Origin of the sequence: Nocardioides sp. GCM10023255 (assembly GCF_042653125.1) — a bacterium.
Taxonomy (GTDB): domain Bacteria; phylum Actinomycetota; class Actinomycetes; order Propionibacteriales; family Nocardioidaceae; genus Nocardioides.
The window spans coordinates 129,134-143,794 of sequence record NZ_JBHSHU010000005.1 but is presented as its reverse complement, the minus strand read 5'-3'; the positions used below and the strand labels follow the sequence as shown (position 1 = coordinate 143,794).

Genomic DNA, 14,661 nt, shown 5'->3' with positions numbered 1-14,661 from the left:
GGCGAGGTACGCCGCGCTCGGCGCGACTTCCCGGCCTCCGGCTCGCGAGGGGCTGCGGTTTCGGCAGCTACGGGAGAGGTATGGCGGGGCCCGGGCGTGCTTTCCGGCCTCCGGCTCGCGGTAGACGAGCAGTGCCGGCTCGCGCTTGAAAGCTTTACCTTCGAATTTCGCCGGATGGGCCACGAAGCGTCCACAGGCAGGGACGGATGTCGGTGTCTTCTGAGACAATGGACACATGTTCGAAACAGACGCCAACTGGGACCCGGTCGAGGTCGAGGACCTCGACGCGGACGGCGTGCTCGAGCTCCTCGAGATCCGCCGGCAGGGCGCCCGTGCCGAGGAGCGCGGCAAGCTCCGGCTGGCCCTGCAGTGGGCGGTGCTGCACCCCGCCACCGTCGACACCGGAGTGGCGACCTGGGGCGGCCCGAGTGTCCTGCTGACCGACGAGTCCCTGGGTGGGGAGGGGACCCCGGCGGTGGCGGCGTTCGCCCCGGAGCCGGTCGCGGCGACGCTGGGGATCTCCACGGCCGCGGGGATGGCGCTGATCGCGGATGCGCTGGACCTGCAGTTCCGGCTGCCCCGGATCTGGCGGCTCGTCGAGCAGTTGGCGGTGGAGCCGTACCGGGCCCGGCAGGTCGCCCAGGCCACCCACCGGCTCTCCCGGACCGGAGCCGCGTACGTGGACGAGCAGCTCGCCCCGCGGTTGTCCTCGTGCGGGTGGAAGGCGGTCGAGACCACCGTGGCGCACGCGATCGCCACGTTCGACCCCGACCTGATCGCCCAGAAGGAGAAGAAGGGCAGGCAGGGCTGGCACGTCACGCTGCGGCACGACCACCCCGGCCGGTTCGACGGCACCTCCTACCTCGACGTCGCCGGCGACACCCTCGACCTGACCGCCTTCCACGACCTCGTCTGCGACCAGGCCGCCCAGTTGAAGGCCCTCGGGGATGAGGACGAGCTCGAGATCCGCAAGGCCAAGGCCCTCGGCGTGATCGCCGCCCAGCAGGCCACCCTCGACCTCCTCTCCGTCACCGGCCAGGTTCCGGATCAGCCAATGTCGCCCGCGAAGCCGCGGCCGCCGAAGACCCGGCTCTACCTCCACCTCTCCCTGGCCGACCTCATTACCGGCTGCACGCCCACGACTGGTCCCGATGGCGCTGTCGCGGGGACGGTGACCGGCACGGTCGAGCGGCTCGGGCCCGCGACCATCGACCTGATCAAGGACTGGGTCGGCAGGTCACGCCTCACGGTCCAGCCCGTCCTCGACATGAACAGCCGCAACGCGGTGGACCAGCACGACCCGCCCCCGTGGATGAGCGAGCTGGTCATCCTCCGCGACGGCCACTGCGTCTTCCCCTGGTGCCAGATCGACGCGAGAAGCGCAGACCTCGACCACATCGAGCCCTACGTCCCGATCGACGAGGGTGGACCACCGGGCCAGACCGCCCCCGACCGGCTCGCACCCTTGTGCAGGCGACATCACAGGTGCAAGACGAGTGGGCGTTGGCGCTACCGACGTAGGCGCGACGGCACGTATGAGTGGCGCGGGCCGAACGGCCGCAGCTACCTCGTCACCCCGCACGGCACCATCCGCCTCGACACCAACTGAGCACGCAGAGCAGCACGGCAGGCCCGACCACCCGGCACCCACCGGGCGATCGGGCCTGCCGGGGCGCCGCAGCGCCGTTCGACCGAACGGCGAGCAGCCGACCGTCCTGAGTGCCACACTCGCGCCGTGCACTCGGACACGACACCGACCCAGGGGGCCCGCGCTGAGCCGTCCTCAGAGCCCGGCCACCCTCGCCGACGTACGGTCCTCATCGTGGCCGTGACCGCCAGCTCGCTGCTGCTCGCGGGCCTGGCGATCGGCTGGATCTACCGACAGCCGCACGCCTTCGCCGCGGCCGGCGGCTGGGGGTACCGGACGGACAACTTCCCGCTGCGGACGCCGCTGTACGTCGGTATGAGCATCGAGCAGCGCGATGCGCACGGGACGGTCTCCATCGACGCGGTGCGCCCGCACGTTCTGTCGGACTCCTCCGACGCGGCCATCTCGTTCTACGTGTGCACGGTCGACGAGACCTCGGGTGTGGGCAGCATCGGCGCTGTACGGCGGGGGGCGGTGAGGGACGAGTGCTCCTCGCTCGTACCCGCTGAGGGGGCATCCCTCGACCTGAACGCCGAACCCCGTCAGCAGCTCGTCATGGCGGTGAGCCTCGGTCACGCGGGGCGGGTGCACGTGGCCGGCGTCGACGTGGAGTACGGCCAGGGCTGGCGGCGCGGCACCCAACGCGTCGGCGGTGACGTCGTCGTCCGGCACCGCTGACCCGGAACCGCTGAGGATCGCCGAACCCGGCCGTCAACGGACGGTCATCGCCTACGCTCGCGGCGTGGAGCAGTGGCGCAACTGGTCAGGCCTGGAGTCGGCGACCCCCACGTGGGTGGAGGAACCGGAGGACACCGCCGCGGTGGTGACCGCGGTCGAGAAGGCGCGCGCCGACGGCGGCACGGTGAAGATGGTCGGCACCGGCCACAGCTTCACCTCCATCGCCGCCCCCGAGGGCACGCTGCTGCGCCCGCAGCGGCTCAGCGGGATCGTCGGCGTCGACCGCGACGCGATGACCGTCACGGCCCTGGCCGGCACACCGCTCAAGGTGCTCAACGCCGAGCTCGAGCGGCTCGGCCTGAGCCTGCACAACATGGGCGACATCGCCGAGCAGACCCTGGCGGGCGCGATCTCGACGGGCACCCACGGCACCGGCGGTGTCGCCGCCGGGCTGGCCGCGCAGGTCGCCGGCCTGGAGCTGGTGACCGGGACCGGTGAGGTCCTGCACGCGACCGCGGAGGAGAACGCCGACGTGCTCGACGTGGCCCGCGTCGGGCTCGGGGCGCTCGGCGTGCTCACCACGATCACCTTCCGGGTGGAGCCGCTGTTCCTGCTCGAGGCCACCGAGCTCCCGATGTCGTGGGACGAGGCGCTGGGGTCGTTCGACCAGATGGTCGCGGAGAGCCACCACGTCGACATGTACTGGTTCCCCCACACCGACCGGATGCTCACCAAGCGCAACGTCCGGCTCGACGCCGAGCTCTCCGAGGCGCAGCCGCTGCCTCGCTGGCGGTCCTGGCTCGACGACGACTTCCTCTCCAACACCTTCTTCGGCGCACTGACCGCCGCTGCGAACCGCGCGCCCCGGGCGATCCCCCGCCTCAACAACCTCTCGGCCCGCGCCCTGTCCGCCCGCAGCTACAGCGACGTCGCGCACCGGGTGTTCACCGCCCGCCGCGACGTCGTCTTCCGCGAGATGGAGTACGCCGTCCCGCGCGAGGCCGGCCTCGAGGCACTGCGCGAGGCGCGCCGCGCTGTCGAGGCCTCGGACTGGCGGATCAGCTTCCCGGTCGAGATCCGGGTGGCCCCGGCCGACGACATCCCGCTCTCGACCGCCAGCGGTCGCGACTCCTTCTACCTGGCCTTCCACACGCACCGCGACGCTGACCACACGGCGTACTTCGCCGGCATCGAGGCGATCATGCGCGCCCACGACGGTCGCCCGCACTGGGGCAAGGTGCACACCCGCACCGCCGCCGACCTCGCACCGGCGTACCCCCGCTTCCAGGAGTTCCTGGCGATGCGCGACCGCCTCGACCCGGACCGGGTCTTCACCAACGCGCACCTGCGTCGCGTCCTGGGCGACTGACCGGTCAGACGCTGGCCGGCCCGGTCGGCATCGGCGCCTGCCAGTTGCGCCACATCGCGATGAGGCGCCAGACGATGCACACGCCCGCGCCCGCAGTCGCGATCACGAGGACCGGGAGGTCGAGGCGGGAGCCGGCCACGGTGATGAAGGCTCCCGCCAGTGCCGGCGTGGCGTACAGGTCGCCCCGGAAGACGACCGGGACGCGCCCGGCGAGCAGGTCGCGGGCCATCCCGCCGCCGATGCCGGTGACCATCCCCATCAGCGCCGCGGGCACGGGGCCGAGGCCGTACTCCAGCGCCTTGAGCGTCCCCGTGACGCAGAACAGCCCGAGACCGAACGCGTCGAGGACCGTGACCGCCCGCTCCCGGCGACCGACGGCGGGATGGAACCAGAAGGTCAGCAGCCCGGCTGCCACGGGGACCAGGAGGTAGCGCCAGTCCTCGAGCGCCGCGGGCGGTGTCGCGTCGATGAGCACGTCGCGCAGGAACCCGCCGCCGAGGCCGGTGGTGCCGGCGAGCACCAGGATGCCGAACACGTCCAGCTCCTTGCGGACGCCCACCAGGGCGCCGGTGACCGCGAAGACGAAGATGCCGACCAGGTCGAGGACCACGAGGGTCGTCGACGGTTCAGTGACCGGGATCGCGGGCGCCACGCAGGGAGGTTACCGGGGCGCGCCGCCGGGGTGACACGCCGCGCTCCCCCGCTGGCGTAGGCTCGGGCGCACCGAAGAAACCACGCTGACCAGCACGGAATCCACACACGGAAACCCAAGGAGCCGGACCCCCATGGCGCACCTCACGCTCGCAGGAGTGAGCGACGACGGGAAGCGCCTGCTCCTGGTCAGCGATGCGGGCGTCGAGTTCACCCTCGACATCGACGCCCGGCTCCGGGCCGCACTGCGCGGCGACCACGCACGCCTCGGTCAGTTGGAGACACAGATGGACAGCGCCCTCCGCCCCCGCGACATCCAGGCCCGCATCCGTGCGGGCGAGACGCCGGAGGCGGTCGCCCAGGCGGCCCAGACCACGGTCGACAAGATCATGGCCTTCGCCGCGCCCGTTCTCGCCGAGCGGCAGCACGTCGCCGACCGAGCCCAGCGCTCCTCGGTACGCCGCCGCTCCGGCGCCGACCAGGCCGCCGGAGGCGCCCGCACCCTGGGCGACGTGGTCGCGGCCCACCTGCGCTCGCAGCACGTCGACCCCGAGTCCGTCGAGTGGGACGCCTGGCGACGCGAGGACGGCCGCTGGGCTCTGACCGGCGAGTTCGCCTCGACCAAGCGCTCGGGCCACGCGCAGTTCACCTTCGACGCCCCCGGCAACTACGTCACGGCCGACAACGAGGACGCCCGCTGGCTGCTCGGCGAGGTCGCCGTCACCAACCGCATCGCCGAGCCGCACGACGACCTGCAGCAGGCCCGCCGGCGACGGCTGTCGGCGGTGGCCGAGGACGAGCTGCCCCTGGGCGACGACGCCATCGAGATGGTCACCGAGCCCGCACTCGGCTCCGAGCAGCCCGTGGAGGCGTTCCTCACCGAGGAGCCGCCGCCGGCCGAGGAGCTGGACCTGCGCGAGGAGGCCGCCGACGCCGCGGCGCTGGACGAGTCGACCGAGCCCACGCGGGACGCGGTACCGCCGCAGCCCGAGGCCGAGCCCGAACCGGCCGCCGAGGAGGCGCCGGCCCGGCGCCCCGTGCGCAAGAGCCGCGGCCGGGCCTCGGTGCCGAGCTGGGACGAGATCATGTTCGGCGGCGGCAAGTCCGAGTGACCCGCGCCGGGGGTGTGACGTCATCCGTCACACGTCTGCCCCTGCCCATCGGCGTTACCACTCGGTAGTCTCCCGCCATGTCGTACTTCGTCACGGGGGCCACCGGCTTCATCGGCCGACATCTCGTCCAGGAGCTCGTCGACCATCGCGAGGGTGAGATCTTCGTCCTGGTCCGCCAGGGCTCGCTCGCGCGGATGGAGACGCTGATCCGCCGCTGGGGCTCCGACCGGGTCGTCCCCGTCGTCGGGGACCTCTCCGAGCCCGAGCTCGGGGTGGCGAAGAAGTGGGTGACCGAGCACCGCGGCACCATCGACCACTTCTTCCACCTCGCGGCGATCTACGACATGACCGCCGACGACGAGACCAACGAGCAGCTGAACGTCGGGGGCACCCGCAACGCCCTCGGGCTCGCCGAGGCGCTGCAGGTCGGCTGCTTCCACCAGGTGTCCTCGGTGGCGGCGGCCGGCGACTACCACGGTCGCTTCGACGAGACGATGTTCGACGAGGGCCAGACGCTGCCCTCGCCGTACCACCGCACGAAGTTCGAGTCCGAGAAGATCGTGCGCGAGGAGGCGTCGGTGCCGTGGCGGGTCTACCGCCCCGCGATCGTCGTCGGCGACTCCCAGACCGGCGCCATGGACAAGGTCGACGGTCCCTACTACTTCTTCCCGCTGATGAAGGTGCTGCGCGACAGCCTGCCGGCCTGGCTGCCGCTGGTCGGAGTCGACCTCGGCGACACCAACGTCGTGCCCGTCGACTACGTCGCCGCGGCCATGGATCACATCGCGCACCTGCCCGACCGGGACGGGGAGGCCTTCCACCTGGTCAACCCCGAGCCGCAACCGGTCGTCGACACGATCAACGCGTTCTGCGCGGCCGCGGGGGCGCCGCAGTTCGCGACCCCGCTCGACCGGCGGCTGACGCAGTCCGGCCCGCTCGGGCTGGTTCCGCGCGCGCTGCGACCGCTGACGATCCTCAACGAGGTCGTCCGCTCCGCCCCCGCGCAGATGGTCCTCGACCAGACCGTCGGCCGGCTCGGCATCCCCGCCGAGGTGCTGGCCCACACCTCGTTCAACGCGGTCTTCGACTCACGACGGACCGAGAAGGCGCTCGCGGGCTCCGGCATCGGCGTCCCCGACCTCGAGTCCTACGCCCGCATCCTGTGGTCCTACTGGGAGGAGAACCTCGACCAGTCGACCGGCCGCGACGCCCGGGTCCGCGAGGCGCTCACCGGGAAGTACGTCGTGATCACCGGGGCCTCCTCCGGCATCGGCCACGTGACAGCGCTGAAGGTCGCCCAGGCCGGCGGCATCCCCGTGCTCGTCGCCCGCGGCAAGGACAAGCTCGAGGACACCCGCGACGCGATCGAGCTGCGCGGCGGCACCGCCCACGTCTACCCGTGCGACCTGTCCGACCTCGAGGCGATCGACCGCCTGTGCGAGGCGATGTCCGCCGAGCTGCCCTCGATCGACTTCGTGGTCAACAACGCCGGCCGCTCCATCCGCCGGTCGCTGCGCCTGTCCCGGGACCGCTTCCACGACTTCGAGCGCACCATGCAGCTCAACTACTTCGGCGCGATCCGGCTGGTGATGGGCCTGATCCCGAAGATGCAGGAGCAGAAGCGCGGGCACGTCGTGAACATCTCGTCGATCGGCGTGCAGACCAACCCGCCGCGCTTCTCGGCGTACGTCGCCTCGAAGTCGGCGCTCGACTCGTGGAGCAACGTCGTGGCCTCCGAGCTGGTCGGCGACGGCATCACCTTCACCGGCATCCACATGCCGCTGGTGCGGACGCCGATGATCGCCCCGACCAAGATCTACGACAAGTTCCCCACCATCTCGCCCGCCCAGGCGGCCGACCTGGTCATCAAGGCGATGGTCGAGCGCCCGCACGAGATCAACACCATGCTCGGCAACGCCGGCGCGATCGCCCACACGGTCGCCCCGAAGCTGTCGTTCCGGTTGCTCAACATGGCCTACCACGTGTTCCCGGACTCGGCCGCTGCCAGGGGCGAGGCCGCCGGCGGCACCCGGGAGTCCGAGCAGATCATGCTGGCCAAGATCTTCAAGGGCATCCACTGGTAGGAGACCCGAATAGGGCAGACGGGGCCCGTACCGGCCCCGTGGAGCCGTCGCCCGTCCCATGATGGAGCCATGGACGGCGGCAGTGCCGGCGGCGCACCGGACGGGGACCGGCCGGGCGGGCGGGCCCGGGAGACCTACGCCTGGCCCCTGGTCGCGCTGGTGGCCGTCATCCTCCCGCAGGTCCTGGTGCCGTCGCGGCTGCGTGAAGGCCCCCCGCTGATCGTGCCGCTGGTCGAGGGGGTCGTGCTGCTGGTGCTGGTCGCGGTCGCCGCACGGCCCGGGCCGGTCCCGCGGGCGGCACGGCCGCTGGTCCTCACCCTGATCGCCGTCCTGATCGTCGCGAACACCAGCGCGGCCGCCCGACTGCTCGTCGTGATCGCCCGACATACTCCCGCAGGTCAGGAGCCGGCCACCGTGACGCAGCTGATGGTGGGCGCGGGCATCGTGCTGTCCACCAACATCGTCACGTTCGGGCTCTGCTACTGGCAGCTCGACGGAGGTGGTCCCGATGCTCGTCAGGGCCACCCGCGGCCGTACCCGGACTTCCAGTTCCCGCAGACGGGCACCGAGGGCCTCGCCGCCCCCGGGTGGCAACCGCGATTCCCCGACCACCTCTACGTCGCGTTCACCAACGCGGTGGCGTTCAGCCCGACCGATACCCTGCCGCTCACCCACCGGGTCAAGGCACTGATGGCGGTGCAGTCGCTGATCTCGGTGTCGGTCATCGGCGTGGTGCTGTCGCGGATCATCAACATCCTGCCTCCGTGACCGCGCCTGCCGACGGCGAGCTCCCGGGCCTCAGCCGCGCTCGACAGGCCGCGCGGGCCGGGCGATCCACTCGCTCCAGCTGCCCGGGTAGAGCGCCGCCCGGATGCCGGCGACCTCCATCGCGATGATGTCGTGGACGGCGGTGACGCCGGAGCCGCAGTACGCCGCGACCCCGCCGCGCTCGCCCGCCTCCGGCGTGGCCCCGACCTCGGCGTACAGCTCGCGCAGCTCGTCCGCGGGACGGAAGCGCCCGTCCTCGGTGAGGTTGCGCGCGGTCGGCACGTTCACCGCGCCCGGGATGTGGCCGGCCACGGGGTCGATCGGCTCGGTCTCGCCGCGGTAGCGCTCAGCGGCCCGGGCGTCCACGAGCACCTCGACCTCGGGGACCCGGTCCGCCTCCACCACCGGCAGGTGCCCCGGGTCCGCGGTGAAGTCGCCCTCGGCTCCCCCGGTCGCCGGGCCCGTCTCCACCGGGCCGCCCTCGCGGACCCAGGCCGACCAGCCGCCGTCGAGCACGCGCACGTCCGGGTGGCCGTGGAAGCGCAGCAGCCACCAGGCCCGCCCGGCCGCGTGCGCCGACCAGTCGTCGTACACCACGACCGGCCGCGACCCCGAGACGCCCGCCCGGCGCATCGCAGCCTCGAACACCGCGGCCGGGGGCAGGGGGTGCCGGCCGCCCGCACCCGGCGGGGCGGCCAGCTCGGTGTCCATGTCGACGTACGCCGCTCCCGGGACGTGCCCGCGCGCGTGCTCGTCCGGCCCGGCGGCCCCGCCGGTCCGGTAGCGGACGTCGAGCACGGTCACGGTGCCGAGCAGCTCGCGCAGCTCGGTGACGGAGATCAGCGGGCCGGTCATGGCGTCATCCTGCCCGACCCCGCCGCGACCGCTGCGCGCGCCGGTGGGATCGCCGCGTCCGGGCTGTGAAAGGATCGGATCCCGTGGCTGAACTGCAGTTCTTCACCGGGACCATGGACTCCGGCAAGAGCACCCTCGCGCTCCAGACGAACCACAACCATGCCGCGCGGGGGCGGGTCGGCCGGATCTTCACCACCCGCGACCGCGCCGGCGAGGCGATGCTCTCCAGCCGCCTGGGGCTGACCCACGAGGCGATCGAGGTCGGCGACGACTTCGACTTCTGGACCTACGTGGTGCGCTCGCTGACCCAGGGTGGCCGGATCGACTACCTGATCTGCGACGAGGCGCAGTTCTACACCCGCGACCAGATCGACCAGCTCGCCAAGGTCGTCGACGAGCTGCAGATCGACGTCTTCGCCTTCGGCATCCTCACCGACTTCCGCAGCGAGATGTTCGCCGGCAGCGCCCGGCTCGTGGAGCTCGCCGACCGGATGAACGTCCTGCAGGTCGAGGCGCTGTGCTGGTGCGGCAAGCGCGCCACCCACAACGCCCGCACCGAGAACGGCGTGATGGTCGTCGAGGGCGACCAGGTCGTCGTCGGCGACGTCGACCAGCCCGAGGGCGAGGGGCCGGCCGAGCCGAGCGAGATCGCCTACGAGGTGCTCTGCCGTCAGCACCACCGGCGCCGGCTCACGGCGGCCCGGGCGAAGGCGGTCAGCCTGGCCCCCGAGCCGCTGCCGTTCGGCTGACGCCGCTCGAGAGATCTGGAACAGGCTTCCGCCCGGGACGGGTCTTCCCCAGGTTGCTGGACGGCGACGCCACCGGTGACGTCGCTCCGCGGTCACGCCTCGTTCTCGGGAGATCACGTGTCGTCCTCACCCCGCCCCCTGCCCCGGCGACGCACCGCGCAGCGGCAGCTGCTCCATCGCCGGGACCGGGCTGTTGAACGGCGAGCCCAGGATGACCCTGCGGTGACCGGCGGTCAGCAGAACAGCATCGGGATGAGCATCTCCTCCGACGTCAGGGAGCCGTGCAGACCCACGAGGGTGGCCTCGTAGGGGAAGTCGGTCGTCGAGAGGATGGCGGTGTCGCCGCGGGCGGCGACGACGACGTCGCCCAGCCGGGGCCGCACCGACGGCTCGACCGCGCCGAACCAGCCACGCGCCACGGCCGTCTCGCGGCTCATCACCTCGGCCCGTGGGCCGAGGACCGCCGACCAGGTCGCCACGACGTCGTCGACGGCACCCCGGTGGCAGTAGAGGTGGCGGAAGCGCGCCTCGCCGCCGAGCAGCGCGACGCCGTCGCGCAGCTCGTGGTGCTCGTCGACGTCGACCCGGGACTCGGCCGGCGAGTCGACCATGCCGTGGTCGGCGACGACCAGCATGCGGGTCGACGGCGGCAGCGCGTCCCGCAGCTGCTCGGCCTCGGAGTCGATGATCGAGAGCTGCTGGAGCCACTGGCCCGAGGAGACGCCGTAGCGGTGGCCGGTCCAGTCGAGGTCGCCGTCGTAGAGGTAGGTGAGCGACGGGCGGTCGTAGGACGCCGCCACGGCCGCCGCGATCCGCTCGCCCACCTTGTCGGCCCCGACGTAGTCCGCGCCCCGGTGGGCGGCGATCGTCAGCCCGCTGTTGACGAACTCCCGCTTGTTCACGACCGTCACCGTGGCGCCGGTGGACCGCAGCCGGCTGAACGCCGTGGGGTGCGGCTGCCACTCGACCGGATCGACGTCCTTGTCCCAGAGCAGCGCGTTCAGCAGCCGGCCGGTGCCCGGCACCCGCGAGGTGAACCCGACCAGGCCGTGCACCCCCGGGGTGAGCCCGGTGCCGAGCGAGGTGAGGCTGGTGGCGGTCGTGGACGGGACGCCGGCCGTCCCGGGCAGCTGCTCGTCGAGGAGGCCGGCGAGGAACGGCGCGGCGTGCGCGTAGCGCTGCAGGAGCCGGGCGCCGAGACCGTCGACGAGGAAGACGACGTACGCCGGGGCGGCCGGGAGCGGCAGTGCGGTCACCTCGTCGCCGAGGGGGACCCCGAGCGCCGTGGCGACGGCGGGCACCACGTCACCGAGCGAACGCTGGTGGTAGCGCGGCTCGACGAACGCCGCGGCGTCGCCGGGCCGGTCCCCCGGGACGGTCACGCGCCGTGCGTCCGCGCGGAGAGGGACTCGGCGAACGACAGCAGCCCGGCCACCGCCTCGGTGCCGTCGGCGGCCGCGGAGACGCGGAGCGAGAAGTCGTCGGAGGCGAGCACGCCGGTGTAGCCGTGGTCGGCCTCGCACTGGGGGTCGCTGCACCCGGCCGGCTCGAGGTCCACCCGGCTGACCCCGCCCCAGCCGATCGTCATGACGGCCTCGGCCGGCGGCGTCGGCCCGGAGGTGGGGTTGGCGATCATCCTGGTGACGACGACCGACTTCACCGCCGAGAGCCGCACCGCCTCGGTCGAGGTGGACGTGTAGGGCTCGGGCAGCAGGTCGTCGCCCGTGTGCTCGTCGGTGTGCGCCAGGATCAGCCGGGAGGGCGTGAGCACGACCACGCTCAGGTGGCGGCGCACCTCGTCACGCTCGAAGGTCGGCTCGTGGTGGACGAAGAACGACACGACCTGCTCCCCCGCGACTGCGGACTCCACGCCGTCGGCCACCACCTCGGGGTAGTAGCCGGTGCGGTCGATGGCGTCCCGGAGCTCCAGGGTGCGGTCCCGGTCGTCGGTCGTGCGGCTGCGCATGGCTGCAGTCTGTCACGCGACTCCGCCGGGACCCGGCCCGGCGTGGCGACAGCCCCGGACGGCGTCAGCCCGGGATGGTGTCCCCGGGGTGCTCGGGCAGCCGGCGCACGAACCAGTCCGACCGCGGGTCGGCCACCGGGTCGACCCGGGCGGCGGCGGTCAGCACCGTGGCCCCCTCGGCACCGGCCAGCACCAGCGACAGCTCCAGCGAGCTGATCTGGGGCAGGTCGTTCTGGAGCTGGGCCACCCGCCGGATCAGCCGCTCGACCTCGGCGACGTCGACCACCTCGCTGCCGCGGTAGCCGAACAGCATCGGCGAGGACTTGATCTCGCGGACCATCGCCGCGGCGTCCCGCTCGCCGAGCGGGGGGATCCGGTAGGCCTTGTCCGCCAGCAGCTCGATCAGCGGGCCGGAGATGCCGAAGGACACGACCGGGCCGAACAGCGGGTCCTCGATGCTGCGGATCGCGACCGGCACGCCGGGCGTGGAGTTCTTCTGCACCACGAACCCGGCCTTCTCCGGCTCGGTGATCCGGTGCGTCAGCGACTCCCAGGCGTCCTGCATCTCCTCGGGGGTGTCGATGTTGCGCCACACGTGCGCCTGGTCCGGCCGTTCGCGCAGGTGGTCGGCGGTCGCCTTGAGCACGACGTCCCAGCCCAGGTCCGCGCCGGCGCGCTGCGCCTCGTCCTCGGTCGTCACCGACCGGGTCTCCCACAGGTCGATGCCGTAGGCGCCCAGCAGCGCGGCCAGGTCGTCCTGGTCGAGCTCGACGCCGTTCGGGTGCCGGCGCAGCAGGTCGTTGACCAGCCGCTTCGCGGCGGGCTGGTCGACCTCGTCGGGGCCGACCGGCGGGCCGTCCGGGGTGCGCAACCACACGGCGTACTCCACGACCCGCGCGAGCGCGCGGACCGCGGCCTCCACGGCGGGGTACGACGGCACCGAGCCGCGACCGGCCGTCGAGCCCGCCACGTCGGGCACCCGCAGCAGCTCCGGCACGCCCTCCGCGCCGAGGAACGAGGAGACGAGCGGCTTGTCGGACTGCTCCCCCACGGCGGCCAGCACGTTGGCGACGTCCTCGCCCGAGACGTTGAGCGGCGGGATGTAGACCGCGACCACCGAGTCGACCTCGGGGTCGTCGATGGCGGCGTCGAGCGCGTCCTCGAAGTCCTCGGCGGTGGCGTCGGCGCCGAGCGCGACGGACTTGTTCACGACCAGCCCGACCGCGGCGGCCGCGTCGGCGGCCAGCAGCCCCAGCGCGTCGGAGTTGCCGACGATGGCGACGCGGCGCCCGCGCGGCAGCGGCTGGTGGGCCAGCAGCTGCGCGACGTCGAACATCTCCTCCAGGGTGTCCACCTGGATCACGCCGGCCTGGCGGAACATCGCGTCGACCGCCTGCGGCGGGGCCGCGATCTTGCGGACCGCGTGGCCCATCGGCACACCCTGGGTGGTGCGGCCCGAGCGGACCGCGATGATCGGCTTGCGCAGCGACACCCGGCGGGCGATGCGGGAGAACTTGCGCGGGTTGCCGATCGACTCCAAGTAGAGCAGGACGACCTCGGTGGAGTCGTCCTCCTCCCAGTACTGCAGCAGGTCGTTGCCCGACACGTCGGCGCGGTTGCCGGCGCTGACGAAGGTCGACAGGCCCAGGCCCCGGTTGTTGACCTTCTCCAGGATCGCCGAGCCCAGGGCGCCGGACTGGCAGAAGAAGCCGGCACGACCGCGCGGCGGCATGACGCCCGACAGCGAGGCGTTAAGGGAGACCGCCGGGTCGGTGTTGATGATGCCGAGGCAGTTCGGGCCGATCAGGCGCAGGCCGTAGGAGCGGGAGAGCCCCACGAGGCGACGCTGCCGCTGCCGCCCCTCCTCGCCGGTCTCCGCGAACCCCGAGGAGATGACCACCAGCCCGTGCACGCCCTTGGCGGCGCAGTCCAGCACCACGTCCTGCACCGCGTCGGCGGGCACCGCCACGATCGCGACGTCCACCTCGTCGGGGATGTCCCCGACGGTGGGGTACGCCGGGAGGCCGGACACGGCCGCCGAGCTCGGGTTGACGACGTAGACCCGGCCGGTGAAGTCGCCCATCACCAGGTTGCGCACCAGCGCCTGGCCGATGGTGTCCTGCCGGCGACTGGCGCCGATCACCGCGACCGAGCGCGGGTTGAAGAACTTCTCGATCGACGCGGCCTCGGCCCGGTGCTCGCGGTTGATCATCAGGCCGATGGCGGTGTCGGTCGGCTCGATGGGGAACTCGAGGGCCAGCACGCCGTCCTCGTACTCGCTGGCGACGCGGTATCCGGCGTCCCGGAAAGTCTGGATCATCCGGCTGTTGTCGGGGAGCACCTCGGCGACGAACCGCTCGATCCCCCGCTCCCGGCCCGCCTGGGCGAGGTGCTCGAGCAGCAGCTGGGCGATCCCGCGCCCCTGGTGCCGGTCCTCGACGAGGAAGGCCACCTCGGCCTCGCCGGGTCGTACGACGTCGTACCGCCCCACCGCGATCATCTGCCCCGACAGGGTCAGCACGAAGGCCACCCGGTTGACGTGGTCGACCTGGGTGAACCGCGCGACGTCACGGTCGGAGAGGTGCGGCATCGGCGAGAAGAAGCGGTAGTACTTCGACTGGTCGGACACGCGGGAGTAGAACTCGACCAGGAGCTCGGCGTCGGCCGGTCCGATCGGTCGGATGTGGGCGGTCCGCCCGTCGCGGAGCAGGACGTCGGCCTCCCAGTGGCGCGGGGGGGCCGGGACCTGGTCCTGCTGGGTGTCCTCGGTGCCGGTCACGG

12 protein-coding genes are annotated in these 14,661 nt (G+C 72.6%); 7 read left to right on the top strand and 5 right to left on the bottom strand.

Annotated elements, in window-relative coordinates:
- The first annotated feature begins 235 nt into the window (after positions 1 to 235).
- The 3 genes from ACFO9I_RS09740 (at position 236) to ACFO9I_RS09730 (ending at position 3,695) form a co-directional block, all read left to right on the top strand.
- Positions 236 to 1,609, top strand: coding sequence for an HNH endonuclease signature motif containing protein (locus ACFO9I_RS09740; protein ID WP_379180237.1), 1,374 nt, complete (start codon positions 236 to 238; stop codon positions 1,607 to 1,609).
- Between the two features lie 213 nt (positions 1,610 to 1,822).
- Positions 1,823 to 2,326, top strand: a complete 504-nt coding sequence (locus ACFO9I_RS09735) for a hypothetical protein (RefSeq protein WP_379180235.1) — start codon at positions 1,823 to 1,825, stop codon at positions 2,324 to 2,326.
- A 64-nt stretch (positions 2,327 to 2,390) separates the two neighbouring features.
- On the top strand, positions 2,391 to 3,695 hold the full coding sequence (locus ACFO9I_RS09730; RefSeq protein ID WP_379180233.1) for a D-arabinono-1,4-lactone oxidase: 1,305 nt from the start codon (positions 2,391 to 2,393) through the stop codon (positions 3,693 to 3,695).
- Positions 3,696 to 3,699: 4 nt separating this feature from the next.
- Here ACFO9I_RS09730 and ACFO9I_RS09725 read toward each other — a convergent pair whose 3' ends face one another.
- Entirely contained in the window at positions 3,700 to 4,347 is a 648-nt protein-coding gene (locus tag ACFO9I_RS09725; protein WP_379180231.1) for a trimeric intracellular cation channel family protein, read from the bottom strand.
- Between the two features lie 133 nt (positions 4,348 to 4,480).
- On the opposite strand from ACFO9I_RS09725, the gene sepH reads away from it, so the two are divergent.
- The 3 genes from sepH (at position 4,481) to ACFO9I_RS09710 (ending at position 8,310) form a co-directional block, all read left to right on the top strand.
- Entirely contained in the window at positions 4,481 to 5,458 is a 978-nt protein-coding gene (gene sepH / locus ACFO9I_RS09720; RefSeq protein WP_379180229.1) for a septation protein SepH, read from the top strand.
- A gap of 77 nt (positions 5,459 to 5,535) precedes the next feature.
- On the top strand, positions 5,536 to 7,542 hold the full coding sequence (locus ACFO9I_RS09715) for an SDR family oxidoreductase (RefSeq protein ID WP_379180227.1): 2,007 nt from the start codon (positions 5,536 to 5,538) through the stop codon (positions 7,540 to 7,542).
- A 69-nt stretch (positions 7,543 to 7,611) separates the two neighbouring features.
- Positions 7,612 to 8,310 (top strand): hypothetical protein, encoded by a 699-nt coding sequence (locus ACFO9I_RS09710; RefSeq protein WP_379180225.1) that lies wholly within the window; start codon positions 7,612 to 7,614, stop codon positions 8,308 to 8,310.
- Positions 8,311 to 8,340: 30 nt separating this feature from the next.
- Here the strand turns inward: ACFO9I_RS09710 and ACFO9I_RS09705 are convergent, their stop codons facing one another.
- Positions 8,341 to 9,165: a sulfurtransferase gene (locus ACFO9I_RS09705; protein WP_379180223.1), complete on the bottom strand. Its 825-nt coding sequence runs from the start codon at positions 9,163 to 9,165 to the stop codon at positions 8,341 to 8,343.
- Positions 9,166 to 9,248: 83 nt separating this feature from the next.
- Here ACFO9I_RS09705 and ACFO9I_RS09700 point away from each other — a divergent pair, with 83 nt between their 5' ends.
- Positions 9,249 to 9,914, top strand: a complete 666-nt coding sequence (locus ACFO9I_RS09700; protein WP_379180221.1) for a thymidine kinase — start codon at positions 9,249 to 9,251, stop codon at positions 9,912 to 9,914.
- Positions 9,915 to 10,147: 233 nt separating this feature from the next.
- Here the strand turns inward: ACFO9I_RS09700 and ACFO9I_RS09695 are convergent, their stop codons facing one another.
- The 3 genes from ACFO9I_RS09695 to ACFO9I_RS09685 all read right to left on the bottom strand — a co-directional run bounded on the left by ACFO9I_RS09695 (position 10,148) and on the right by ACFO9I_RS09685 (position 14,659).
- Positions 10,148 to 11,296 (bottom strand): alkaline phosphatase family protein, encoded by a 1,149-nt coding sequence (locus ACFO9I_RS09695; RefSeq protein WP_379180219.1) that lies wholly within the window; start codon positions 11,294 to 11,296, stop codon positions 10,148 to 10,150.
- Complete coding sequence (locus ACFO9I_RS09690) at positions 11,293 to 11,880, bottom strand: DUF5998 family protein (RefSeq protein ID WP_379180217.1); 588 nt, start codon at positions 11,878 to 11,880, stop codon at positions 11,293 to 11,295. The genes ACFO9I_RS09695 and ACFO9I_RS09690 overlap by 4 nt, the downstream gene beginning before the upstream one ends.
- Before the next feature lie 64 nt (positions 11,881 to 11,944).
- Entirely contained in the window at positions 11,945 to 14,659 is a 2,715-nt protein-coding gene (locus tag ACFO9I_RS09685; RefSeq protein ID WP_379180215.1) for a GNAT family N-acetyltransferase, read from the bottom strand.
- Positions 14,660 to 14,661 lie beyond the last annotated feature (2 nt).